The 26,393-nt window shown below is 38.5% G+C and carries 21 protein-coding genes; 10 read left to right on the top strand and 11 right to left on the bottom strand.

Annotated features, from left to right (window positions below; all coding sequences use genetic code 11):
- The first annotated feature begins 177 nt into the window (after nucleotides 1-177).
- On the top strand, nucleotides 178-2,754 hold the full coding sequence (locus tag PSF28_RS16165) for a calcium-binding protein (RefSeq protein ID WP_272685341.1): 2,577 nt from the start codon (nucleotides 178-180) through the stop codon (nucleotides 2,752-2,754).
- 121 nt (nucleotides 2,755-2,875) lie between these two features.
- Here the strand turns inward: PSF28_RS16165 and PSF28_RS16160 are convergent, their stop codons facing one another.
- The 4 genes from PSF28_RS16160 to PSF28_RS16145 form a co-directional block, all read right to left on the bottom strand.
- Nucleotides 2,876-3,523, bottom strand: a complete 648-nt coding sequence (locus PSF28_RS16160) for a 3-keto-L-gulonate-6-phosphate decarboxylase UlaD (protein ID WP_210840091.1) — start codon at nucleotides 3,521-3,523, stop codon at nucleotides 2,876-2,878.
- A complete protein-coding gene (locus tag PSF28_RS16155; RefSeq protein ID WP_210840090.1) occupies nucleotides 3,520-4,350 on the bottom strand; it encodes a Cof-type HAD-IIB family hydrolase in 831 nt (276 codons plus the stop codon). Before PSF28_RS16155 ends, PSF28_RS16160 begins: the two co-directional genes overlap by 4 nt.
- A gap of 50 nt (nucleotides 4,351-4,400) precedes the next feature.
- A complete protein-coding gene (locus tag PSF28_RS16150; protein WP_210840092.1) occupies nucleotides 4,401-4,868 on the bottom strand; it encodes a PTS sugar transporter subunit IIA in 468 nt (155 codons plus the stop codon).
- 72 nt (nucleotides 4,869-4,940) lie between these two features.
- Nucleotides 4,941-6,695 carry a PTS ascorbate-specific subunit IIBC gene (locus tag PSF28_RS16145; protein ID WP_272685340.1) on the bottom strand — a complete coding sequence of 585 codons (1,755 nt, stop codon included), beginning with the start codon at nucleotides 6,693-6,695 and terminating at the stop codon, nucleotides 4,941-4,943.
- Nucleotides 6,696-7,097: 402 nt separating this feature from the next.
- Here PSF28_RS16145 and ulaR point away from each other — a divergent pair, with 402 nt between their 5' ends.
- The 6 genes from ulaR to PSF28_RS16115 all read left to right on the top strand — a co-directional run bounded on the left by ulaR (nucleotide 7,098) and on the right by PSF28_RS16115 (nucleotide 12,070).
- Complete coding sequence (gene ulaR / locus PSF28_RS16140; protein ID WP_210840088.1) at nucleotides 7,098-7,853, top strand: HTH-type transcriptional regulator UlaR; 756 nt, start codon at nucleotides 7,098-7,100, stop codon at nucleotides 7,851-7,853.
- Between the two features lie 115 nt (nucleotides 7,854-7,968).
- Complete coding sequence (gene ulaG / locus PSF28_RS16135) at nucleotides 7,969-9,036, top strand: L-ascorbate 6-phosphate lactonase (RefSeq protein WP_210840087.1); 1,068 nt, start codon at nucleotides 7,969-7,971, stop codon at nucleotides 9,034-9,036.
- Between the two features lie 232 nt (nucleotides 9,037-9,268).
- Nucleotides 9,269-9,385, top strand: a complete 117-nt coding sequence (locus PSF28_RS16130; protein ID WP_272685339.1) for a pantocin A family RiPP — start codon at nucleotides 9,269-9,271, stop codon at nucleotides 9,383-9,385.
- Nucleotides 9,386-9,422: 37 nt separating this feature from the next.
- Entirely contained in the window at nucleotides 9,423-10,553 is a 1,131-nt protein-coding gene (locus PSF28_RS16125; protein WP_210840085.1) for a ThiF family adenylyltransferase, read from the top strand.
- Complete coding sequence (locus PSF28_RS16120; RefSeq protein ID WP_272685338.1) at nucleotides 10,540-11,211, top strand: 2OG-Fe(II) oxygenase family protein; 672 nt, start codon at nucleotides 10,540-10,542, stop codon at nucleotides 11,209-11,211. The genes PSF28_RS16125 and PSF28_RS16120 overlap by 14 nt, the downstream gene beginning before the upstream one ends.
- On the top strand, nucleotides 11,198-12,070 hold the full coding sequence (locus tag PSF28_RS16115; RefSeq protein WP_210840084.1) for a DMT family transporter: 873 nt from the start codon (nucleotides 11,198-11,200) through the stop codon (nucleotides 12,068-12,070). The genes PSF28_RS16120 and PSF28_RS16115 overlap by 14 nt, the downstream gene beginning before the upstream one ends.
- 204 nt (nucleotides 12,071-12,274) lie before the next feature.
- Here PSF28_RS16115 and fbpC read toward each other — a convergent pair whose 3' ends face one another.
- From fbpC to PSF28_RS16080, 7 genes are all read right to left on the bottom strand, one after another.
- Nucleotides 12,275-13,315, bottom strand: a complete 1,041-nt coding sequence (gene fbpC, locus PSF28_RS16110; protein WP_272685337.1) for a ferric ABC transporter ATP-binding protein — start codon at nucleotides 13,313-13,315, stop codon at nucleotides 12,275-12,277.
- A 16-nt stretch (nucleotides 13,316-13,331) separates the two neighbouring features.
- Entirely contained in the window at nucleotides 13,332-15,410 is a 2,079-nt protein-coding gene (locus PSF28_RS16105) for an ABC transporter permease (protein ID WP_210840082.1), read from the bottom strand.
- Between the two features lie 203 nt (nucleotides 15,411-15,613).
- A complete protein-coding gene (locus PSF28_RS16100) occupies nucleotides 15,614-16,645 on the bottom strand; it encodes an ABC transporter substrate-binding protein (protein ID WP_004912741.1) in 1,032 nt (343 codons plus the stop codon).
- 14 nt (nucleotides 16,646-16,659) lie between these two features.
- Nucleotides 16,660-17,985, bottom strand: coding sequence for an MFS transporter family glucose-6-phosphate receptor UhpC (gene uhpC, locus PSF28_RS16095; RefSeq protein WP_210840081.1), 1,326 nt, complete (start codon nucleotides 17,983-17,985; stop codon nucleotides 16,660-16,662).
- Between the two features lie 106 nt (nucleotides 17,986-18,091).
- Complete coding sequence (locus PSF28_RS16090; protein ID WP_210840080.1) at nucleotides 18,092-19,618, bottom strand: MASE1 domain-containing sensor histidine kinase; 1,527 nt, start codon at nucleotides 19,616-19,618, stop codon at nucleotides 18,092-18,094.
- Between the two features lie 7 nt (nucleotides 19,619-19,625).
- Entirely contained in the window at nucleotides 19,626-20,252 is a 627-nt protein-coding gene (locus PSF28_RS16085) for a response regulator transcription factor (protein ID WP_210840079.1), read from the bottom strand.
- Between the two features lie 218 nt (nucleotides 20,253-20,470).
- Nucleotides 20,471-21,505, bottom strand: a complete 1,035-nt coding sequence (locus PSF28_RS16080; RefSeq protein ID WP_272665905.1) for a methyltransferase — start codon at nucleotides 21,503-21,505, stop codon at nucleotides 20,471-20,473.
- A gap of 1,197 nt (nucleotides 21,506-22,702) precedes the next feature.
- Here PSF28_RS16080 and PSF28_RS16075 point away from each other — a divergent pair.
- Genes PSF28_RS16075 through glrR form a run of 3 tightly spaced genes read left to right on the top strand, consistent with a single transcriptional unit; the run spans nucleotide 22,703 to nucleotide 26,309 of the window.
- On the top strand, nucleotides 22,703-24,142 hold the full coding sequence (locus PSF28_RS16075; protein WP_272685336.1) for a sensor histidine kinase: 1,440 nt from the start codon (nucleotides 22,703-22,705) through the stop codon (nucleotides 24,140-24,142).
- A complete protein-coding gene (qseG, locus tag PSF28_RS16070; RefSeq protein ID WP_210840042.1) occupies nucleotides 24,142-24,972 on the top strand; it encodes a two-component system QseEF-associated lipoprotein QseG in 831 nt (276 codons plus the stop codon). The genes PSF28_RS16075 and qseG overlap by 1 nt, the downstream gene beginning before the upstream one ends.
- The gene (gene glrR, locus PSF28_RS16065) at nucleotides 24,969-26,309 is read left to right on the top strand and encodes a two-component system response regulator GlrR (protein WP_210840041.1); all 1,341 of its coding nucleotides are present in this window, start codon (nucleotides 24,969-24,971) and stop codon (nucleotides 26,307-26,309) included. Before qseG ends, glrR begins: the two co-directional genes overlap by 4 nt.
- Nucleotides 26,310-26,393 lie beyond the last annotated feature (84 nt).

Genomic DNA, 26,393 nt, shown 5'->3' with positions numbered 1-26,393 from the left:
TTTATTATTTAAATATTAATTAATTTTAAATTGGTTTTATGAATGAATCTCTTGATATATCAGATTAACTTTTTAATTAAAAAATAAATTAAATGTTAAATTATTGAATGCTAAATACGGCTAATTTAATTAATGGATTAGTCATTTACATTCAAATAAAATTTAACGAGTATTAATATGAATGCTATAAATAAATTAAAGGAAGCTATTCATTCAAACAAGACAATCGTAGGTTTAAATTATCGTGATAAAGGAGATGTATACATTAATTTAATGAAGAAAAACCTTGATTTAGGTGAAGGTAAAGGGCATGAAATCAAATTGGAATATACTAATAATGTACTTTTTTCAGGGGAGATAAAATCCAATTTATTTATAAAAGGGAATAAAAACAATAATGTATTAGATGCGGGGGAAATGAAAGCGTCTATTAATGGATATGGTGGGAATGATCACCTTATTTTTAGGGCGGGTGTTGCGAGAGGTGGAGATGGTGATGATAATTATTATTTACGCCGTTATCAATGGAAGAATGTTAAAAATAGAAGTATAACTAAATTAAATGCAAGAATCGTTGAGAACACAAAAGATAAGAGTGATGTTCACTTAGGGTATACTTTAGAGGAAATAGTTAACGTAAAACGCATAGATAATGACCTAGAATTAACAATAAAGGCAAAATCGCCATATAAAATCTCAGATGTTTTAGAACTAAATATTACATTAAAAAATGCTTATCAAGATACTTTAAATGGAAAAAAACTAAAACATCATTACCAGCTCTATACACATGATGGGTTTTGTTTAAATCCAATTTTAAATAACAGTAGTGATAAAAAAAATTCGGAAAAATTCTATGAGATTACCTATCTTCAAGATAATGATTATTTTAAGGGAAGTGATGAAAGTGATAAAGTCAAAATCAATCAAGAAAAGCAAAATATAATCATTAATAATCATGGATATTTTTCTCCTGCATGGGGTAACTTCAATTTTAATGGAAATATTAAAAACCTAACTTATACAGGTAGTGATCATAATGACCATTTAGTTATGGTTAATAGGAATAGCTATATTATTGCTACAAAGGGGAATGATATTTACCAGTTAAAACACAGTGATCTTGTGCCCTCGGAATTGGTTATTGACCTTGGTAATATGAAAGGGAATGATGGCCGTAAAAACAGTATTATTATAAAATTACCTGATGAATATGAAGACCAGTTACGTACAGATGGTCAATCAATATACGTTACTAATATTTTCGATGATAGAAAACTGGATATAAAATTTGTTGGCTATGAAAATAATGAATTTCAGCATATATATATTAAGGATGCAAATGATAATTTAATTAAGATTAATTTAAATAACGAAGGGCATGAAATAGCAACTAAAAAGATAACCAGTTTATTTACTGAACAATCGGATAAATTCAACCTTAGAAGGAAAGGGGACTATCTAGAGGCTATTGTTGATGCATTAGGTGGGGATGATTCCATTTATAATCATAGTGAATTTGGAATGATAGCTAATGGCGGTAATGGTAATGATAAACTTATAGCATATAAAGGGATGAATGTTTTATATGGTGGGTCGGGGAATGATGTTATAGATGGAGGTATGCAAGGGGATTTATTACTTTCGGATTTAGGTGATGATATTTTAAATGGCAATCATGGTAATGACCACTATATTGTTGATGGTTCCAAAGGTACTGGAACAACAATTATCAATGATACCAATGGTATTAATGATATCCACTTAATGTATTTTAATAAAGAATATAAAGAAGTAGAAGAGAATGGAATAAAGTATCAGGTGTTTACATCAATTTCAACATTACGTGAGGTGAAAATAAAGATAATATCGTCTAACGAAATAAATAAAAATCACATTCACCATTATGACAAACTTCCTGATAATATTCCTAACGATGTCAAAGAAAGTATGAGCCATATGGTAAGGTACCTGGCTGAGCAAAAAAAATTCTGGGAAAGAGAGTATCCACTAATACCTTGGCAGCCGATATTTGAATTTAAAGGTTTTTTTGAAAACACAAATTACTCAATAAGAGATTTATCTTCACTAGAGATTAATATTAAGAAGGATTCAAAACCTTTTCAGTTAGTTATGAGTTTAACTGGCAATCAACATAAAGTAGTCGATAAAAGCAAACACGGACGGGTATTTAAAGCAAAGATGGATATAGGAAGTGTATCTGTTGTACACAATAATGCTGGCCATAATGTTTTGTATGCTGAAGAAGGAAATATCGATTTATCCGGTGGTGATGGAAATGATGTGCTTATTGCTAACGGTCATAGTGGGGAATTAAGTGACCAAAAAGGAGAGAATACGTTTATTGTTAATGGGGAATTCGTAGGGAAGAGTATTATAAATCACTATAGTGATAAAGACACGATACACTTAATTAGCTTTAATAGAACACCAGAAATCTTAGAACCTGATGACCGAAATGAAATAGCCCGCCATGTGTACAGTTCAGAGTCCGGCTATAAAGTTACGCTTATCCAACGCAAAAATAACCAAGCGCCAGTTGTTGTCCATCATAATTCATTACCCGGTACGCGAAAATATACAACAGCTCAAAAGCTTGATTATTTAGTAAATACTTTAGCTGAAATGCGGTTACAAGATGAATATAACAGCGTTGGGACTCTTGATTTTGAAAGAATAAATAGTGATTGGCAACCCGTTCAGCTTGTGAACGATTTTTTGTCGAAGGGATAAGTATAAAAAGAATAGTATGTTAATGAGTTACTGGTTTTAAACGTTGTAGAGTGAATAAAATCAAAAGCCCTAAAATATTCTGTTGATTTTAGGGCTTAACTAGAAACATATTTAGCGTAGTTTAGGCCCAAAAACGGTCGATTTGCTCACGTAATGCTTCTGCCGTTTTTTTACCTTTTTCGCCCACTAATGCACGGCCAGCAATAAAGGCTTTGGCCTTGATACCGTTAAATAAATGGATATCCTCCGGCACGATACCGCCAGTAATGGACAACTCTAGTCCTAAATCAGACAGTTTGCGCATTTTTTCGATATCTTCAATGGTCCAGCCAATACCGGCGAGTTCAGCATCGCGGGAGCGGTGGTAAATCGCTTGGGAAATACCTAAATCGACCCAATTTTTGGCATCTTCAAAAGTCCAATTACCATAAATTTCAATTTGGATCTCACGATCAAACTCATCGGCAACTTTTTTACAGGCAGCAATAGTCGCAATATGAGCAGCTGCAGAGACCGTGATCCAATCTGCTCCTGCTTCAAATGCCATTCTTGATAAAATGGCGCCACCATCCGTCGTTTTCATATCACAAACAATAATATGGTTTGGATATTTCTGACGGAGTGTCGAAACGGCTTTCATGCCTTCTGCGAAAGCTAAAATGGTACCCACTTCGATAATGTCGACAAAAGTGTGTACATTGTCAGCCACTTCGAGTGCGGCAGGTAAGTTGGTTTGGTCTAAAGCAATTTGGATCAAAGGCTTTGTCATTGTGATTGTCCTAAAATATTTTCATGGATTAGACGTGCAAGGCCATCACCGTTATTATCTGTAGCACAGACGGAATTCGCATGTGATTTCACTGTGTCATCAGCATTTTTCATTGCAACTCCTAGACCCGCTAGCTCAATCATGGAGATATCGTTGTGGTTATCACCAACAGCAATAACTTGTTTTGAGTCATAACCCTGAGAGTGAAGATATTCCGCTAAACGCGTTCCTTTGTTATTGCCTTTTGCGGCAAAGTCGAAACGGTTTGACCATGACTTTTCGGCATTAAAAGTTTGTTTAATCCAAGGGGAATTTAAGAAACGTTCTAACGTAGACGGTTCACCTTCGACGACGAACTTCCAAATATAGTCAGCCTGCTGGACTTGTTCTTCAAATGAATCAATGCGATAAATTTTCGGCGGATGGCTCATGGTTGGGTCGTTAGCCCACTGTTCCATTGCACTCATGTAATCGATAGGGTCGATTTTTGAATACACCATGGCATCGGTGATATACATCACCATTTTCAGTTTATCGTTCTGCGCTAATTCGATGAATGTCAGTGCATTTTCTTTGGTAAGGGCATTGTGCGTGATGACTTTTTCATTTTGGTAATCATAGATATAAGTACCATTGCAACAAATAATCGGCGTAGTTAGCCCGAGTTCATCATAGTAAGGACGGGCAGCGGTATGGTGGCGGCCAGTGACTATCATGACGTGGCATTGTTTTGCTGCTTGTTTAATGGCTTGTTTGACTGCAGGGTGGATTGTATGTTCTTGAGTTAAAACCGTTCCATCCAAATCAAGCGCTAATACTTTATACATAGTTGATTACCTCTATCGCTAATTAATGATTCTCTTTTATTATCATTAAATTAGCATAATGCTTGATCAATAACCTGATAAACATCATCAATCGTGCGGCAACGGCGTAGTTTTTCAAGATCAACGCCGGTTTCACTGTCTTCATCATCGAGAACACGAGTGACTTCCATCAGACCTTCCATATGTTCATCGGATGAACTTCCTGCCAAGGTAATAAGTACGTCAACAGGCTCATCTTCGCCATCAAAAACAATCGGTTTTTCCAGTGTGACTAAAGCAAAAGCGGTTTTCAGTACCCCGTCTTCAGGCCTAGCGTGAGGAAGGGCTAAACTAGGTGCGATACAAATATAAGGTCCAAGTTTTTCAATACTGCTGATAATTGCTTCATGATAGCTAGGTTTTATCGCACCTGAAGCGATGAGCAAGTCTGTGCCTATCTTAATTGCATCACGCCAGTTGTCAGCGGATGCCTGTAGTTGTATCGAATTATTGTCGATTAATGATTGTTTAAATCCCATCATTGCCTTCCTATTTTTCTACATTAAGTGAATAGATACCGTTATGAGCGATATCTATACCCATGAGTGATGCTATTTATTACCTATAAAATTGGTATGTATGATATCGAGTAGTTCATCACCGAATGAGTTGGGGTTGAGCATATTTTGTACGCCAAGAATGAATTTACCATCACCGGGATCCATTTCTGAGCTTAAATGTTTAGATGAAACAATAATATCTGTAGCGATTAATTTTGATTTATAGTCAGATACGGCGCAGGAATCCATGATGTGCGGGATACCTTTTTTCTCAAGATACTGGCCAATTTTCATCTTCATCATCATGGAAGAGCCTTGTCCATTGCCGCAAACCGCTAATATGCGTACAGGCTTAGCACCGCTATGTTCAATAGATGCCGCTTCGGCTTCTTCAATGGTTTCTATTTCTCTTTCAATTGGATTTTGTGCATCTTCTTCAGCACGTAGTTTCTTCGCAGCAAAATACATATAGATAAGGGAGAGGGCGACAACGACAAAAAAGAACATTTTAGAGAAGGACAAACCCTGCATAATGACAGGGAAAGCTAATGCCCAATCAGCCATTCCCATCCAACCACTGAAATCAGTCCCCTGGCGATTGATAAGATCAATGGCCCAAGCAGACCCTAAAATCTCAATGATCCCCATGGCAAAACAGACTTTCATCACCGCTTTCCAGCCGCCAAAATGGTTGGCAAAGATCCCAATAGTGGCATTGGAGAAAAACATCGGGATAAAACCGGGAATAATCATAATTGGTGAGTTAAACGCCAACATACCCAACACAGCCACAAATTGGCCGATTGCCCCCCACATAAAACCAAATACCATGGCATTAGGTGAGAATGCATAGATAGCCGCACAATCAATGGCGAGCACGGCGTTAGGAATGACACGTTCGGAGATCCCTTTAAAGGCCTCAGAAAGCTCTGCAACAAACATGCGCACACCCGTTACAATGATTTGAATAGCTACGGCAAATTTTAAACCAGTTTCAATAATATAAATGGTCCAGTGAGTGGTACCTGCCATGGTTTGTAGGTTGGGAATGCCAAAAGAAATCAAAATAACGCCAAAGAATAAGGTCATCACAATGGCAGTAGCGGAAATGCTGTCGTGAAAAATATGCAGCCATTTGGGCAGTTTTAAATTATCTACACTGTCTTTTTTATCGCCCAGTTTAGGAGCAACTTTGGTTGCTATCCATGAAGCAAATTGTTGCTGATGACCAATAGAGAACCCAGCACCTCCCGTCACTTCTTGCGTCGGTTTAAACATAATATTGGAAGAAATTCCCCAATATAGCGCCATTAAAACTGCGGAATACAAAATAGTTTCCCACATGCTTGATCCGAGAACAAAATAGAAAACAGCGATCAAGCCTGCTTGTTGAAACATAATATGCCCTGTCAGCATAATGGTACGAATACCCGTGACGCGGCGGAAAAGGACTAAAAGAATATTAATTGCGAGAGCTAATAACACGGTATAGCCTACCCATGAATAGTTATCACCCATGGTTTCCATCGTCGCCATCATTGATGTATATGGGTCAATGACTGACCCTGTAAGTCCATGGTATTCAGACATTTTTTCAATAACGGGTTTGAAGCTTGAGACTAAGGTACTGGCACCAACCCCCACTAGCATAAATCCAACAATCGTTTTAATTGTTCCTTTTAAGATTGTGGTGCCATCACGCTTTAACAACCAGTAACCGATAAATGTGACTAAGCCTAGCAGTAGAGGCGCTTTGGTCATTACTTGGCTGTAAAAAATATAGAAAGCGTCGTATAAAAAATCCATATTTTTACCTCTAATCAAATTGTATTTGTAATTTATCTGGGTCAGAGATTAATCATATTGATCGTATCTGGTGTTATTGCGATATAATCATTTAAAGCGATTAATCAGTCTCGCAAAAATCAAATGTGATCATATGTAATCACGAATTGCTCTTTTTTGATTGTTCTCATTTGTGCGTTTTTTTACCAGCAAAAAAACAAATAAATGGCGACCTGATCACGTAAAATTTAAAATATACTTGTATATCAATAGTGTAAATTTATTTATGTCAAATATTGTGTTTTTACCTGAGCAAAGGTTGACAATAGTAAGTGAGATAAATAGAATCAAAACTAATCACTAATAATCATTATGAATCATAATGCATCATCAGGATGATTATTAACTAATAAGGCGATGATTATGAATGAAGTGCAAAGACACAATGAAATATTGTCGTTATTGGAAACACATCGAGTGATCAATGTTTCTCATATTACCGAACAGTTTAGTGTGTCTCCTGCAACAGCTCGTCGTGATATTTCAAAGTTAGATGGGCAAGGTAAATTGCGAAAAGTCCGTAATGGCGCTGAACGTATTGAAAATAAAAAGCGTAAGTGGACACCGTTAAACATCAACAGTACTGAACACTATGAAGAAAAATCTGAAATCGCAATTAAAGCAGCAGCGCTTTGTCTTCCAGGGGAAAGTGCTGTCATTAACTGTGGTTCTACCGCGTTTATGTTAGGGCAGCAATTGTGCGGGAAAAACGTGCAAATTGTGACTAATTATTTTCCATTAGCGAGCTATTTGATAGACCAAGACCATGATGACGTCATTTTAATCGGCGGGCAGTATAACAAAGCACAAAATATTTTTTTGAATCCGGCTTTGAACACGTTAATGGGTTATGCAGGTAACTGGATGTTTACTTCAGGTAAAGGGTTAACGGAGGCCGGCTTATATAAAGCTGACATGCTAACTGCGGTAGCAGAGCAGCAAATGCTTGACCAAATTGATAAATTAGTCGTTGTTGTAGACAGTTCCAAAGTGGGTCATCGAACCGGAATGTTATTCTGCCCAGCTAATAAGATAGATGTTCTTATCACTGGAAGAAATGCTAACTCTGAGGTTATCAAAGCGATTGCTGCACAGGGCACGCGAGTGATACTGGTTTAATTCCACCGTATACCTAATTTTTAAAACTTAAACTAATTCTGCCGCCATGCCTTAATTTCTCGATTAAGGCATCAGGCTCCCTACATCTAAAATTCTGGAAAAAGGTATTATTACTATGAGCAAAGTAAATGAAATCACACGTGAATCTTGGATTTTAAGTACGTTTCCTGAGTGGGGAACGTGGCTAAATGAAGAAATTGAAAAAACGGTTATTGAACCTAATACCTTTTCAATGTGGTGGCTAGGATGCACAGGAATTTGGTTAAAAAGTGAAGGAAATACCAATGTTTGTATCGATTTTTGGTGTGGAACAGGGAAAAAAACACAGAAAAACCCATTGATGAATAAGCAACATCAAATGATGCGTATGGGAGGGGTGGAAGCGCTACAACCAAACTTACGAACCGCGATTTTCCCTTTAGACCCGTTTGCCATTAAAGAAGTTGATGCGATTTTAGCGTCTCATGACCATGCTGACCATATTGATGTCAATGTGGCCGCGGCGGTAATGCAAAATTGCGGCGACCACGTTAAATTTATAGGTCCTCAAGCCTGTGTGGATTTATGGATTAAGTGGGGCGTACCAGTAGAGCGCTGTGTAGTCGCCAAAGTTGGCGATGTACTTGAAGTAGGGGATATGAAAATCCGTGTGTTAGATTCATTTGACCGCACAGCATTGGTGACATTGCCACAGGGCGTTTCTTCCACGGATAAGCAAATTTTAGATGGCATGGATTCTCGTGCAGTAAACTACCTGATAGAAACAACTGGCGGCTCTATTTATCATTCAGGCGATTCACATTATTCAAACTATTATGCGGCGCATGGTAATCGTTACAATATTGATGTCGCACTGCTTTCTTTTGGTGAAAACCCACGTGGTGTGACCGATAAAATGACTTCATCGGATATTTTGCGTGCAGCAGAGTCATTAGATTGTGAGCGGGTTATTCCATTCCATCATGATATTTGGGCAAACTTCCAAAATGACCCGCGTGAAATAGAAGTGTTGTGGAATATGAAAAAAGAGCGCCTGCAATATAAATTTGCCCCGTTCTTCTGGCAAGTGGGTGGGAAATATACTTATCCAACAGATAAAGACCGCATGCATTATCAACATTTCCGTGGCTTTAGTGATATTTTCAAAAATGAACCTGAATTGCCATATAAAGCATTTTTATAATTAAATTCTATAAAAAAAACAACGTTTAAGGAAACTTAGACGTTGTTTTTTTTATGAAATTTAACATATAGGCATTAAAATAATATGCATTATCAATATATTTATTGTTAATATGGTTTTGTTTTTTATTTTATCTATAGGTATTGACCACCTTAATTTAATATTCTTTAATTCTAGCATTATCAATGCGGATAACATTTTTATATAAATTAAATTTATTTAAGGTGAAAATATGATAAATGAAATAATGTTGCATGACTTAACCGAACGTATATCTTCAATTAGTGAAGAAATTGCGATGTATAATGAGGATGAAGAGATTGTATTAGATGAGTGGATATTAAACTAATGCCGCAATATGCGGCATTATCAAAGGAGAGATAAATATGTATAGTTTTATAGCAAAGCCAATGATAAAACGCTCCCATCATATTATTGAATCTGATAATGGAAATATTTGTATCGGTGAGATCCCTGGTAAAGCTAAGATAATCAAGGCTCCTCCTGAATGGGTTAAAGTCGTATTATCTAAATTAGATGGCGAACATACATTACCGAGAATAATAAAGGAGTTACTAAATAAAAATTTAAATGTTAATGAAAGTGAAGTAATCGATTTTATTAGAAAAATGATGTCATGTGGCTTAATTGAAGATAATATGATTTCATCAGCGAGACTTAGTTCTAGGGAGATTGAACTATACGATCGTCAATTACTACAGTTTTCTTTGGTCGATAATGATAATTTACCATCGATAAAGTATCAAGAACGTTTAAAAAAAAGTAGAGTTCTAATTTTAGGAATGGGTGGGTGGGGAACATGGTGTTCATTACAACTTGCATTAGCGGGTGTTGGAACATTAAGAATTGTTGATGGTGATATTGTCGAATTATCAAATCTAAATAGACAAGTCTTATATACGGAGGATGATATTGGGAAAAGTAAAGTTGACTCGGCTGAAAACGGAATATATAGGCATAATAAACACACTAAAATAGAAAAATATTTTGAGTTTTTAACGCCAAATGAACAGAGAGTTAATGATTTACTTAATAATGTTGATATGGTTTTGCTAGCATGGGCAAGTTTAGGTTACTACAAAAAAAATACCGTTGAGGAAATAGTACATAAAGTTGCTATTAATAAATCGATACCTGTCATTGAGCTTGGTGGTGACCCTCATGAAATATCTATAGGCCCTATTTATTTAAATAATCAAATAGGAAGAACATACTTTGATGTTAAACATCAAATAAAAAAAGCCTTTTATAGTAATGACTCGACAGTAAGAGAGTTCCAAGAAGCTAGAATGAAACAACAGTTTTTAAATGGAGTAAGAAAAGTTAATGCTTGGCAAAGCTCGCCGTCACTAGCTGCAATGTCAGGGTTAGTGGTTGACCAAGTCATTAAAGTTATCACTAAGTATGATGCTATCTCACTGGAGGGAAGAAAAGTTAAAATATCACTTAGAGACTTTAGCTTTATAGAGGAGAACCTATTCAATGGGAATAAATAAGCATAAAAAAACATTTTTGAGTAATGGATATACGAGTTTTGCAATAAAAAATTTTTTCCCTGAATTTGAAATTAATCTAAGCTTAATTAATAGTATTGAAGAAGATAAATGGAGTTTCATTATAAAAAATCGGCGAGGTGTAAATGATTTCTATCTTTCTGATACCAACATAGATAGTATTAATTATGAAAAAACAATTGCATCTGAAGATAGAGATAATGGCGATTTTTCATTTTCATTTAAAAGAATATGTTTCAATGATATGAAAGTAATTCTTTTTGATTTAATTTCAGTTGTTAATGATATTAAATTTAAAAATTTTCTAAGTGAATTAACAGGAAGTAAAATAAGTATGATATCAAATATATATTTAAGTAAGTTTGATAAAGATGATTTTTTAACTACACATTGTGACTCTGATGATGGCATAGGTATCGTGATTAATCTAACGAAAGAATGGAATTCAAATTATGGCGGGTTAACAATGATACTGGATCAGGATAAAAAAATAATTTTAGATACATTCATACCCACATATTTAAATATTTTAATTTTTGATACAAAAAGAAGAAAAATCCCTCATTTTGTTTCTACAATAACATCTAATATAGAGTACGGAAGAATTGCATTAGTTGTGAGGTACAATGAAAGCAGTTAAAATTCTTCTTTGTGCCACTTTAATATCATTAATATGGGGGAGTGCATTCCCTATATCAAAAATAGCCATTGAGCAAGTAGGTGTATGGGCTTTTAGAATTTATTCATTAATTATTTCAGTCATTTTTTTGTGTTTTGCGTTTATCTTTTTTTGTCGATGCCGATTTAATGTTCGAGATTTCGTAAAAAGTATTCCACTTGGTTTTTTAAATGTTTTTTTAGTACCTATATTAAATGGCTTGGCGTTAAAACACACAGAAGCTGTAAAAGCATCCGTTCTTATTTATACAATGCCAGTAATAGCAACATTTTTGTTGGGTATACTGAATAAGCACATTGAAATTCGTTCAGTATTTGTATCTTTGTTATGCACTAGTGGAGTTTTTATATTTATATCACCGGTTGGTATAGGTACTGGTGAAGCAATAATTATATTAAGTGCATTAGTGTGGGCTCTAGGAACCATTTTATCTGAAAAGGTTGTCTTGAAAATAAGCCTAACCGAAAAAGTATTTTACCAAAATATAATATCATTGATTTTTCTTGTTTTATTGATTCCTTTTTTAAATGTTGATGTAAATACATTGATTAATATAGATTTTGAATTTTTTATAGTTGTATATATCCCTATCATTTACATGGGGCTGGCTAATGGTGTGGTTGTTTATGTTCTTTGGTATTACATGATAGGACATGGTGGTGCAAAACTTTCATCATATTCAATTCTGATTTCACCAATCATTAGTGTCATGATCTCATCCTATCTTTTAGATGAGTCTATGACAATTTCAATGATAATCGGTATGTTATTTATTTTGTTAAGTATGCTAATTGTTTTTTTAGAAAAAAATAAAGTTTGACATTGGAATAATAGCTAACACGCTTTTGGTGCTTATCTTTTTATCGGGGCTGCGTATCCCTCCTCCTTTTATGGGGGGAGGGGTATATGCTACTCACATGTTAGGCTATCCTGTTGTTGGTAGGCTAGTTTTCATTGTTCTTGAACTAGGTTACTTCCCTGTATTTTATTCACCTGTTATCTAAAAACATTTATTATTATTTAATTACTCAAGAATAAACATGCCGTATGGGTGGATCTGCAAATAAAGTTTTTCCCCAATAGTGGGTTGCAACTGCGTCGCATTAATTTGCAGCAACATTGATTGATCATGCCAATCAACAGTGACTTCGTATTGAGGTCCCATATAGGCAACATGAGTAACCGTGCAGCGTTGGCTATCTTCGCCTTGCAAACTTAGTGTGATGGCTTCAGGACGGACCCCCACAGTCACCGCAGTTTTATCTGTAACAAACTGCTCTGGACGCGGTAAGCGATAATTGAAAATATCGACGGAATCAGCACTGAGTGTTGCAGGGAAAATATTTGCATCCCCCATAAAGCTCGCCATAAATTTTGACGCTGGCTGGCGGTAAAGCTCTTGCGGTGAACCTAACTGCATGATTTTCCCTTTATTCATGACCAATACCATGTCAGAAACCGCAAAGGCTTCGCTTTGGTCATGGGTGACATATAAAGAGGTGATATTGAACTGTTGCTGTAACTCACGAATTTTTTCACGCATGCTACGACGCAAATTTGCATCCAAGTTACTTAATGGCTCATCAAATAATAGCACTTTAGGCTTGAGTATCAGCGCACGAGCTAAGGCTACACGCTGCTGCTGACCTCCAGAAATTTGGTCAACGAAACGGTCAGCAAAGCCAGCTAAATCCACTAACTCCAATGCTTCATCAACCCGCTTTTTAATTTCCGCTTTGGGTAAGCCTAACATTTTTAAGCCATAACCGACGTTATCCCCTAACGACATATGTGGGAATAGGGCGTAGGATTGGAAAACCATACAAATATCACGCTGTTGAATTGAACGGTCAGTAACATCTTCACCATCAATAAACATACGGCCTTCGGTGGGTTTTTCTAACCCCGCCACTAGGCGTAATACGGTAGTTTTACCACAACCAGATGGGCCGAGTAGGGTCACCATGCTACCTTGCGGAATTGAAAGACTTAAATCATCGATGACGGTGTTGTTGCCAAAGCGTTTAGTCACATTTTTTAGTTCAACAAAATGATGTTGTGTCATGTCAGTTACTCCATGATTACTGTGCATTTTTGGCTTTGGAACGTGAAACACGGGCTTCGCCAATCAAATAGTCAAATAAGAAAATAATTGCCAGCATTACGACAATCAGGATTGAGCCATAGGCAATGGCAACGCCATATTCACCGTCTTCTACACGGTTCAAAATATAGGCTGTAGCGACGCGAGTATCAGGAGTAACCAAGAATACAATCGCACTGACCGTGGTGATCGCACGGACAAAGCTATAGATCAGCGCTGATAAAATGGCTGGGCGCAACAATGGCAGTAAGATAAAGAAGATGGTACGCATTGAACCCGCTCGTAAGCTGAGTGATGCTTCATCCAACGATTTATCAATTTGGCCTAAGCCTGCAATACCTGCACGGATCCCGACAGGAACGTTACGCATGGTCATTGATATAATGACGATAGCGGCAGTTCCCGTTAAATAAAACGGGGAATCGTTAAAGGCTAAAATGTATGACACACCCGCAACAGTTCCTGGCACCGCAAAGCACAGCATCGTGGTAAATTCGATAGTCTTTTTACCGCGGAACTCTTGGCGAACCACAATATAGGCGATAAGTAAGCCAAGAATCGCGGTGATGGGAGCGGCAATACCAGCGTACAGAAGCGTATCCAACAATGACGGCCACGCACCATCGCTCATACCTTGACCGAATAATTTAATAAAGTTATCGAAGGTTAAAGTGTAATCAACACCCCAGTTAACAGTGAAGCTACCGTAGAAAATACTGCCGTATAACAAGACGTTAAATGCAACCCAAATCGCTAAGAAAGTGGTTACGATAGTAATTAATGACGTTGGTAACGGTTGAACATCACCACGGTAAGATTTTCCTGATACGGTGACATAGGAGCGTTTACCTATCCACATATACTGAACACAGAAGACTAATAGTGAGAACACTAATAGTGATGCACCCAAGGTACTGGCGGCTTGATAATCCAGTTGTGAACCAGTGATATAAAAGTAAATTTGCGTTGCGAGTACGTCGAAGTTACCGCCTAAAACCAATGGGTTACTAAAGTCAGCGAGCGATTGTACGATGACGATTAAAAATGCGTTCGCCAAAGCAGGTTTCAGTAATGGCATAAAAACATTAAAGAAAGTTTGGTAACGGTTGGCACGTAAAGTATAAGACGCTTCTTCTAAAGATGGGTGAATGGTTTTAATCGCACCGTCTAAAATCATGAATGACATTGGAGTGAATGCCAGTACTTGCGCTAACCAAATACCCGTAAAACCATATAGCCAGTTGGTATTTTCCAGACCCATATAGGTCGCAAGGAATTCAGTAATATAGCCCGAACGCCCCATCATCAAGGTGACCCCTAGGCCAACCACAAATGGCGGAGTGACGATAGGCAAAATAGAAAAAACACGGCCAATGATGGCAGAGCGCTTAGCAATACGCGTCGTATAAATGGCTAAAATTAAGCCAAAGAAAGTACAGCCAGCCCCTACCGCTAACGATAAAAATACTGAGTTAATAATAACTTGGACAATGTGAGATTGCGTCAGAATTGCCACAAAGGCGAATGGTGCAAAGTCCCCATTCCCATCAGTAAACATCGGAATGAAAATAGCGACACTCGGGAACACAATAAACAGGGTTATCAAAGCAACAACGGTGATCAGCGAGCCAATAACGAATTGGTCTCCACCGAGCCACTCAAGGCGGGTTAACGCCAGTGTCATCACCATACCCAAGGCGATAAATAGTACAATAGTTGAGTAACCTAACCCTTTTCCTTCAAAATAAGAGGTTAAGATCACCACGGCTGCGGTGACAACTGCTACGCCAATATCGAAATAATGCCGTGTTTTATGATAACGATCCGCTGGTGTTAACGGGCGAATAAATAAAATGGACGGTAATAAATACCAAAGCCAGCTAATGTTTAGTCCACTCCAACCGTAAGCTGCTATGATTTCGTCTTGTGTTGAGTCAAGTACGCCATAGTCTAAGCTCCAAGAAGGCAGCAACGCGAAACCTAGCCAAGCAATCAACAGCCAAAAAAATATGCTATCTTTTTTGGTTGGGGTCGATAAGGTTAGGGTTTGAGACATAGTTCCCCCTAAGCTCGTCATATTTTGCGTTGTCACGGTGTTGGCTTCACTTCGTTACCCTAGTCACATACTTACTGTATGCGCCTAGGGATAACGTTATGCGCCGCTGGCGACAACTCAAATTATTCAGAGCTTAATTAAATTTAATTTTTATTTTAGTTTAGTAAGAGCTCAGTGCGGTGGATGACCACCGCACGAGATAGCTATTTGCTCATTTTGACTTCTGTTACCCATTTATTGATAAGGTTCTTACGGACATCAGCATCACCGTATTTGTCCATATCATAATTAATTAGGTTTAACTCATTGAGTTTTAATGAAATAGGAGAGGACTCTGCCGTTGTATTGGTTAAGATTTGATAAGATTTACCTTCTTTCCAACTTAACTCTTGGGCTTCTTTCGATAAGACGAAATCAACAAACAGTTTCGCATTATCCATATTGCGTGCATTTTTCAGGATGCTGATCCCGCCAATTTCATAGCCAGTACCTTCGCATGGTGCGATAAGCTCTAATGGCGCGCCATTTTCCACTTCTAATGAATAATCATGTAAGAAACCAATACCAATGGCGGACTCACCGCGGGCGGCATTACGTGCTGGGGCAATACCTGACTTAGTATATTGAGAGATATTCGAGTTTAATTTTTTCAGGTAATCAAAGGCTTGCTCATTACCCCATAATTGGTCGAAAGTGGCTAATGCGGTATAAGCAGTTCCTGAACTTTGTGGGTCTGCAATTTGAATCTCACCTTTATATTCAGGTTTAGTTAAATCTTTCCAGCAAGTAGGGATAGGTAAACCTTTCTCTTTTAGACGGTCTTTGTTAACGCCAAACCCTAAAATACCGATGTAAACAGCGGAAGAATAATTGCCTTTACGCTTTGCGGGATCTTGGAACTGCGGCATGATCTCAGCCAGATTTGGTGATTTGTATGGTTCAAGCAAATCCATTTCCCCGGCTTGTGAATGAGGGTCTAATGTACCGCCGTACCACACGTCAGCTTGTGGGTTACGTTTTTCAGCTTCGATTTTGGCTAACGTACTGCCAGAACCATTACGCACAAAGGTGGTTTTGACATCATATTTCTTAGCAAAAGCCTGCGTTTCCGTTTCACACATGGCGTTAGTGGCGCTACAGTAAACAACTAAACGGCCCGCAGCATTTGCAGTGGTAGTAATCGCTGCGAGGGATAAGCCAGCAGCAACAAGCGTAGAGAGAGTTTTCAGTTTCATTGTCAGTCCTTTATTCAGGTTTTATTATCAGAGGGTGAAACAGTGCCTGCTAAATGCTCTCGTTTGCTGACATTGGCAATCAATAGAGGCATTAGCAGTAATCCCATCAAAGCCGCAGCACTCGCTAGTAAAGAAAACATTCCTGACCAACCATAGTGTGCAATGACTTGAGAGAGTGGCCATCCCGCAATTGCAGCGCCTAAATAGGCATACAATCCAAGATAGCCAGTTACCGCTCCAGCTGCTTTTTTATGACAATATTCTGTTGCAGCTAGACCGATTAACATTTGTGGACCAAAAACAAAAAATCCAATCGCAAAGAAACATGCAGCCAATAAAGCATAGTGATGAATTGGCGTTAACCATAAGGCACTTACTGAGACACAAAGACCCAATGAAAACAGCAGGATCATGGGCGCTCGTTGGCCACGAAACAGAATATCAGAGCCCCAACCAGAGCAGAGTGCACCTAATAATCCGCCCAGCTCAAATAACGATAATGTTGCATTCGCACTGAGTAAATTGGTGCCATGTTTTTCTGTTAACCATAAATTTCCCCAATCGTTTATCGCCATGCGGATCAGATAAACCAAAATATAGGAGAAGCCCAGTAACCAAATCATACGGTTAAAAATGATGGCATCTTTTAATATTACTAGCATTGGCATTGGCGGTGATAAGCGTTCTTGGCGCATTTCCAAGACATCGTGTCGCCACAGCCCAACACTTGGTAGTTGCTCTTCTTGCGGTGTGCCGCGTAATTGGCGACACAACCATAGCCCAATGATGACACCAATGATCCCGGGAACAATTAAGGCCATTTGCCAACTGTATTGGGTTGCTAATAATGCCGTCAGCAAGGGAAGCAACATTCCCCCTAGATTGATGGAGATATTCCACAGTCCCCACCAAAACCCGCGTTCATTGCGTGAATACCAGTTCGTTAGAATGCGTGCACAAGGTGGCCAGCCCCAACCTTGAAAAAAGCCGTTTAGTGTCCAGACAATTAATAACGCTGGAAATGATAAGCAGTAGGCAAAAATAATATTCAGTAGCCCTGTCATCACTAAACCGGCACCCATAAACCAACGGTATCCTGTGATATCGTGGAAGATCCCCGATAAAAACTTAGAAATACCGTAGGTTAAATAAAAGGCAGTCGCTATCCAGCCAATGTCGCTTTTATCGAGAAACAGCTCGTTTTGCATCACAGGCATCACGAAATTAAAACTCTTTCGCGTAAGGTAAAAAGTGGCATAACCAATAATCATTGATAGCATTAAGCGGCGACGCCAAAAACGATACGTGTTATCCAGACTCAACGTGTCTTTACCTGTCATAGGGCGGTTTCTCTTGTTAGGCAAAATGTAATCAAATTTTTAACAAAAAGGATGAGAGAAGGTATTAGAGGGCTAGGAATTATTCCTAGTTTTACGATGTTTTATCTCAAAATGTGGGCAAGTTAACACTTATTTGTGTACCGTTTAGGGTTGTTAGTGTCCAGTCACCGCCTAAGGCTCTCACTCGCTCTTCAATACCGCGCAAACCAAAGCCACTCGTGCGTTTGCTAAATGGAATACCGACACCATTATCATTAACAATAAGCTGGATAGAGTCACCTATTTGCTCAAGTGAAATGTGGATTTGTGTGGCTTTTGCATGTTTACTGATATTGTTAAGTAGCTCTTGAACGAGGCGATAAAGTGTAAACAACACTGTTTCATTGATCGGTGTTGTTTGTAAGCCATAATGAAAGCGGCATTGAATATTATTCTGTGGAAAAGAAAATTCAGCAATTAAGTGTGTTAGTGCATTTTCAAGAGACATTTCATCTAACACAGGAGGGCGCAATTGGCGCAATAATTGCCGCGTAGATTGATGAATTTGCTGCGCTAATTCATTTATTTGACTGGCTGCTTGGTGACTGATGTCATCTGTCGCTGTTTTTTTCACTAGCATCGACTGAATTTGAATAGCAGTAATATTTTGCCCAATTTCATCATGCAGCTCACGGGCAATCACTTTTTTGATATCTTCTTCGGTGTGCACGAGCTGCAACATTAAGTCGCGCCGTGTTTTTAGTTCTTCTTCTAAGCGCTGGCGATAACGTTGTAGATTACTTGCCAGCTGTTTTTGTCGGCTAATTGCTATCCCAAGGCCAATACCAATTAAGGCCTGAGTGCTGAGAAACATTTCTAACTCTTCTAAATCAGCAAATGCACCGTGGAATTGCCGCGCAAAAGTAATGATTAAACTACCTAATAATGCAGAAAGTACGCCACCTTGCCAGCCATAACGATAGGCCATAAAAACGTTAGGAATAAACACCAGTAAGACAATTAACCGTTCAATTTCGGGAGCAAAAAATACTTGGGCGCTGAGCCCAACGACACAAAATAGAAAACACCAAACAATCAAAGAGGTTCGTAATTGTTTATCTGGCGTCCCATAATCAAGTAGCATTTGGTAGTGTTGTTCGTGTAGATATTCATAAATAAGGTAAACAAAAGGAGAAAGTAGTATCCCTCCGGTGAATGTTGTTAGGAATAATTGGCTAATAGAATAAGATGATAACCCACTGAATAATAAAGCATGCAATACACTATTTGCCGCAACGCCTGCGAGTAATAATAATAACCGCTGCCAATATAACGTATAACGCCACCAGATATTTTGAATAACAAAAGCCACACCGAGACTTAATAACGGTGATAACAGTAAAATAGGTTGGAAGAGAAGTTGCTCTGATGATAACCAAAAATTTAATATCCCTTCGCTAAGCAGTAGTGTTGGCCAGTAGCGTCTCCAAAGGATAATCATCAATGCTAGGCGTAAGCCTTGTGGCAGAAATAAAGTTGCCTGAAAACTGTTTTGACTTAAATAAAAGCCGATAATCCACAAGCCAATCCATAACAAGGAATAGGTAAAAAATAAGAAGATGGATTGCAGCGTTAACCGTAAGCTTTTATTCATGCCTGAATTACCGTGAAATTAGGTTATGTTCTAACGCGTAGTGAACAAGGTCGATGGTATTTTCGCATTGCAATTTGCCTAGTATATTTGCGCGGTGAACATGCACGGTTTTATGGCTTAATTCAAGTTGCTCTGCGATCACTTTTACACTCAAGCCAGCAACTAATAAATCAAATACTTCCCGTTCCCGAGGTGTCAATTCATGTAGACTTTGCTGTTGCTTAGGAGAGTGGCGTAGTGCTCGCATAGCATCGGCACATAAATAGCAGCCGCCTTGGTGGACAGAGCGAACCGCTTGCACTAACTCTTCAGGGCCACAGCGTTTAGTTAAATACGCACTGGCTCCCGCATCTAAAGCACTTTGCACAAAGGCTGGGGTATCATAAATGCTCAATATAATGGTGCGAAAATCAGGCTTTTTTTGACGCAACCGTGATAAAAGTTGTAAACCGTTTTCATCTGGCATTGAAATATCCATGATGGCGACATCAATATCTAAATTGAGTAAATTCGGCCATGCTTCTTGGGCATTTGCATATTGCCCAACAACTGAAATATCGGGTTCCAGTGTTAAAAGTTGTGCGAAACCAGAACGCACAACCACGTGGTCATCAACTAAAGCGATTTTTATCATATTTTTTATCAATTTGATGAGTAGGGTATTGGGAAATCTTATATCAAGACGAGAAGAGATAAGCTACTAACATAATTTAGAATTAGGATATTCATCAGAAAAGCAGGAGGAAGTCATGAAAATATGCCAATAGCCACAATACAGCTAAATACTGATAAGGTAATAAAACGAATGCTTGATGTTCTATTACCTGATGGTTATACAGCGTTTGCTTACATTTAAATAGGTAGCACTTCAATGAGCTTAACATGGGTACCTGTGCTAATAATTTGATTAAGCTTCAACCCAGCTTGGGAAAAAAGAGCCTCAAATTCTGCTTTGGTATGCTCACCGCCTTCAGAGGACAATTGAATGCAAATTAAATCGAGCTCTTTACCAAAGTCAGGGGTGTTATCATCGGCAACAATACAATCAACTAAGAGTAGCTTAGCGGTTTCTTTCATCGCACGGCGAATGGTGGTTAAAATTTCAACAACTTGTTCATCCGGCCAATCATGACTGATGTATTTTAATAAAAAGATATCGGCATCTGGGCATTTTTCAAAGAATGAACCGGGGTAAAGAGTCCAACGTGAACTATCGTTTAATGCATGTAGGACATGATTTTCTAACACATGCTCTCTGTCGAATAGAATGCCGTTTACGGTTGGGTTTTGTTGGAGAACTTCAAGAAGTAAACTACCAAAGCCACCTGCAATATCTGCAACAGTGGCATTTTCAGGGAAATTATAATGCTTAACGACATAATGGTTTTCCAAAGCAGACATGGAGGACATTCCATTATGAAAGTTATCAGCTAAATCAGCATTTTTTTCCCAATACTCGAAAAAATTACAGCCAAACAAGTTCTCAAATACAGGTTGTTTTAACGCAAGCTCACCTAACTGATAAAGTGGCATCCAGAAGGTTTGGTCGGTGAGCATTAAGACCGCTTGACGCAATGAATATGGGTGGTTTGCCATCAGGAAGCGGGCTTCTAAATTTAATGCAAACCGTGAATTACCCACAGATTCAAATATGCGGTGGCTCGCGAGTAGGCGTAGTATTTGATTAAGCGTGCGTTCTCGTCCCCCGATTTCTTGTGCCAACTGTTTCGCTGTTTTGGGCCCACTCTCCAAATGCTCAGCCAGATTGAGCTGTACTGCAGCACGTAATGCGGCTTGGTAAGAAAAACCAATGGCTTGTTGTAACACATATTGGCTAGCACTGAGTTCACATGATTTATTGTCTATTATCATCGTTCTATGTTCCATGGAATCCCCTACGATAAATTAATGGAAAAATGAATTCATTTCTTTGGTTTAAGTATTATCTGGTTTTGAAAAATAACAACCTATTCCCTTTAAATAAATTGCTGATTATTTTTAATTTAATTTATTGATTTTCATTAATAATAATGGTTTTGGTTAGTTGTGTGCTATTTTTCGGATGCTAATAAGTTATAAATATATTTAATGTTCTTTGACTGGAATTAACAAATTTGATTATACGTCACCCAAAAATGCGTATGTCTAAAATTGGCGACAGACGCCACTTTAGAGTGTCGTCAAAAGGAGACATTTATCTTATTGATAAATATAGATTTATAAATTTGATGTTTAGGGTGTCTTAAATTAGCGACAATATGGAGAAAGAGATAAGCCGTTTTAGTGTATCCAGAATCAATGAATAGACAGTAAAAAATAAATAATATTATTTTTCAATTAGTTAAAGAATAACTTGAAAAGTTGGCACGGCATGTGCATAATAATACTCAGTTGCTCATTCAACTTCTTATGTAGGTCCAAAATTAGTTGGGTACATACCACATAAACCAAGAATGACGCCAAAGTAAGGTGCCTACCGTCCAACAGCACAGATATTCGCCTACGGGCCTTATCAAACACAGGGCGACACGTGGAGTGAGGCACCACCTATATAATTATCTTTAATGTAAAGATATAATTATATAAAAGCAGTAACCATCAGAGTCGTTGTTATCGCTGGCGGGGTAAAGGTAAGTCCTTTATCCCGCCTTCCTATTTTATGCCCACCATAATGCCCGTCATACTTCGAACCGCAGCGTTGTTACCTGCGTTCAGACACTCTAGTCACATACTTTTGTATGCTACTAGAGATATCTTCACTTGGCGCCTAGCTGCAATTCGAATTATTTAGGACATAGCTAAGTGTTTTATTTTTAAAGAAAAAACTAAAGAAAAGCCGAAAGAATTTATTTAGTAAGACCTATCGATTCTTTTATGCTTTCGTTTATGCGAAAAAGGAACATCCGGAGTGATGAATATACCTATCTGAAAATTATCATTTTTTACCAATTAACTTGGCACGTTCATTGCTTTTTGATTGTTACACTTAGTCTGATTTTAACGCTATGGGACACATAATTTGGATTGTGCTTTTCGCATGACAAAGAGTTCTGCTACCATTGCAATACGTTTAATGGGTATGAGATGAATGTATTGAGTAAATGGCGTTTTTTCCCGCGCTCCTTGCGCCAACTCGTTGTGATGGCATTTTGGCTTGTACTACTTCCTTTATTAGTACTCGCTTACCAGGCGTATCAAAGCCTGGAGCAACTCAGTAACCAAGCTGCCAATATCAATAAAACCACGCTGCTTGACGCACGGCGTAGTGAGGTCATGAGTAGTCTCGCCTTAGAGATGGAGCGAAGCTATCGGCAATACTGTGTTTTACAAGATGCCACCTTGCAAACGCAATATCAGAAACAGTTTGCAGATTACCAGCAAATGTTCGAGCGTCAAAAAACAATCTTACCCACTTCGTCAGACACCTCCGCATTGGCTAACACTTTGGATGTACTTAAAACAGTCACTTGTGAAAATAATGAGCCAACAGAAAAAACCACACTAGCCTTAGAACAGTTTTCTGCCGAAAATGTCTCATTAGTGCAAGAAACTCGAGATGTGATTTTTAGCCGTGGAGAACAGCTACAAAAAGCAATTGCGAATAAAGGTCAATTATTTGGCTGGCAGAGCTTAATTTTATTCTTATTAAGCGCTTTGCTAGTGGCATTATTCACTAGGATGATTATTGGCCCAGTTAAAGCTATCGAACGAATGATTAACCGTCTTGGAACTGGACGCACGATAGCCAATAATATTGAGCGCTTCAAAGGTCCTAGGGAGCTACGGACAATCGCGCAGCGTATTATATGGTTAAGTGAGCGATTAGCATGGCTTGAATCACAACGTCATGAATTTCTTCGTCATATTTCGCACGAATTAAAAACGCCTCTTGCAAGTATGCGTGAAGGAACGGAGTTACTTGCTGATGAGGTAGCCGGGCCATTAACGGTGTCTCAAAAAGAAGTTGTAGAAATTTTGGATCACAGCAGTAAGCATCTTCAGCAACTTATTGAGCAATTACTTGACTATAACCGTAAGCTCGTAGATACCCCACCGGAAGCACAGATTGTTGATTTACAAAAACTCATTGACGATATTGTCAAAGCGCATAACTTACCCGCACGGGCTAAAAACATCAAAACAGAAGTGCGTTTAAAAGTGGATAGCTGTTTAGCTGAACCCTCACTTCTTGGGAGAGTTATTGATAATATCTATTCCAATGCGGTGCACTATGGTGGCGAATCAGGTAATATTTGGATCTCTAGTCGCCAAACTGGCAATAAACTGCTAATTGAAGTTGCGAATACGGGTATGCCAATTCCTGAATCTGAGCAAAGCATGATTTTTGAACCTTTCTATCAAGGTTCATTGCAAAGAAAAGGTGCTGTTAAAGGAAGTGGGCTAGGGCTGAGTATTGCGCAAGATTGTATTAAACAAATGGGGGGCGAGCTTTCTCTTGTTCCCACTAAATCAGCAGATGTCTGTTTTAGAATTGAACTGCCTCTAACCGCAGAGAATGAATAATGGTAAATCGGTCTACAGGTGTTTGGGCGGTACTTTACCGTAATGCATCGTTAAGTAAACATAGTCAAAGAGTACCTTATGTGATGAGACGTACAGGGCTCAATTTTGGGGCGGTCTTATTTTCCCTAATCTTAAGTGGGTGTGTCGCTAAAAATGGTCAGTCACCGCTCGAAACTCTAGCACAAGTCGTTGTGCCTGAGGTAAAAGTTACGGACTACCGGTATACATCATGTGAAACGATCTGGAATAATGACCAACCTACTGCACGGGAAAACGCGCTATTTTGGTTGCGAATGATGGACTGTGCCGATCGCACTGAAACCAGTCAAGCACGTGATGAAGCAGGTAAAATCGAGGTAACAAACTGGTCGAGTGCATTTCAACAAAATATATTGTTGAATTCTGCTGACCCGTCTATTGCTGAGCGCCGCAAAATGCTTGATAGCATCAATACGTACAGTTTGAATTTTCCAACAGCAGTACGGCCATTATTACAATTATGGCGTGAGCAACAAGTCCAAATTATCAACTTGTCTGACGCGGGTGTTCGCTATAAACGCCTACAACAAGAAATGGATACAAAGCTCGACCGCTTGAAAGAAGATAATGCTAAATTGGCTTTCGAACTGAATACGACCTCCCGTAAGCTTGAAAACTTAACGGATATTGAACGTCAACTTTCATCTCGCAAAAAGAGCACGAACGAAACTGAAAAAGAGGTGGAAAATGGGGTTGAAGGAGATAAACCTATTTCCTCTGAAGAGCCAAAGCCTGATAGCAGTGTATCTTCTCCAGTAGAGCAAAACTCATCGGAGAATGAACAAAAATGACGAATCGTAAGTCAGCAAATTTATTACTCGTGGATGATGACCCAAGTCTTCTGAAACTGTTAGGTATGCGTTTGAGTAGTGAGGGTTTTAAAGTCACTACAGCAGAAAGTGGTCCTGAAGCACTAAAAATCTTACAAAAAGAAAAATTAGATTTAGTCATCAGTGATTTACGTATGGATGAAATGGATGGCATGGCGCTTTTCGATGAGATACAAAAAGCCCATCCAAACATGCCTGTCATTATATTAACAGCTCATGGCTCGATTCCTGATGCCGTCGCAGCAACACAACGAGGCGTATTTAGTTTTTTAACTAAGCCAGTCGACAAAGACGCATTATATAAAGCGATTGATGAAGCACTCGCACTTTCTTCAACACCCATGAGTGATGAAGAATGGAGCTCAGGTATTGTCACACGTAGCCCCTTAATGATACGCCTGTTAGAACAAGCGCATATGGTGGCACAATCTGATGTTAGCGTATTGATTAACGGGCAAAGTGGTACCGGTAAAGAGGTTTTAGCGCAGGCGATTCATAAAGCTAGCCCTAGGGCACGTAAGCCGTTTATTGCCATTAACTGTGGTGCACTACCTGAACAATTATTAGAGTCTGAACTATTTGGGCATGCAAAAGGCGCCTTTACTGGCGCAGTCAGTAATCGCGAAGGGTTATTCTTTGCTGCCAGTGGTGGAACGTTATTTTTAGATGAAATTGGTGATATGCCAATGCCATTGCAGGTTAAATTACTGCGGGTATTGCAAGAGCGCAAAGTTCGTCCTTTAGGTAGCAACCGTGATTTAGATATTGACGTACGTATTCTGTCTGCAACTCACCGTAACCTACCAAAAGCAATGGAAAAAAATGAGTTTCGTGAGGACCTTTACTATCGTTTGAATGTGGTTAACTTGCGTATTCCTGCGTTAAATGAACGTTCAGAAGATATTCCATTATTAGCTAATCATCTATTGCGTGAAGCTGCATCACGTCATAAACCTTTTGTACGTAGTTTTTCCAGTGATGCAATGAAATGCTTAATAACAGCGAGCTGGCCGGGCAATGTCCGTCAATTAGTGAATGTTATCGAACAGTGTGTTGCATTAACGACGTCTCCTGTTATAAGCGAAGCACTGGTCAGCCAAGCACTTCAAGGTGAAAATACGGCGCTACCAACATTTGTTGAAGCTCGCAATCAGTTCGAATTGAATTATTTACGTAAGTTATTACAAATGACGAAAGGAAATGTTACTCAAGCTGCCCGAATGGCAGGACGAAACCGTACAGAATTTTATAAATTACTTGGTCGTCATGATTTAGAAGCTAATGATTTTAAAGAATAAATAAGTATTATTTACCACATGGTTGTTATCGATTACATTATGTGGAATAAGGCAATTCATATTCACGCTCCGGGAGAAAAAACA

It is taken from the genome of Providencia sp. PROV130, assembly GCF_028482225.1.
Classification (GTDB): Bacteria; Pseudomonadota; Gammaproteobacteria; order Enterobacterales; family Enterobacteriaceae; genus Providencia; species Providencia rettgeri.
The sequence above is the reverse complement of the archived record's forward strand: the minus strand, read 5'-3'. Positions and strand labels throughout refer to the sequence as shown.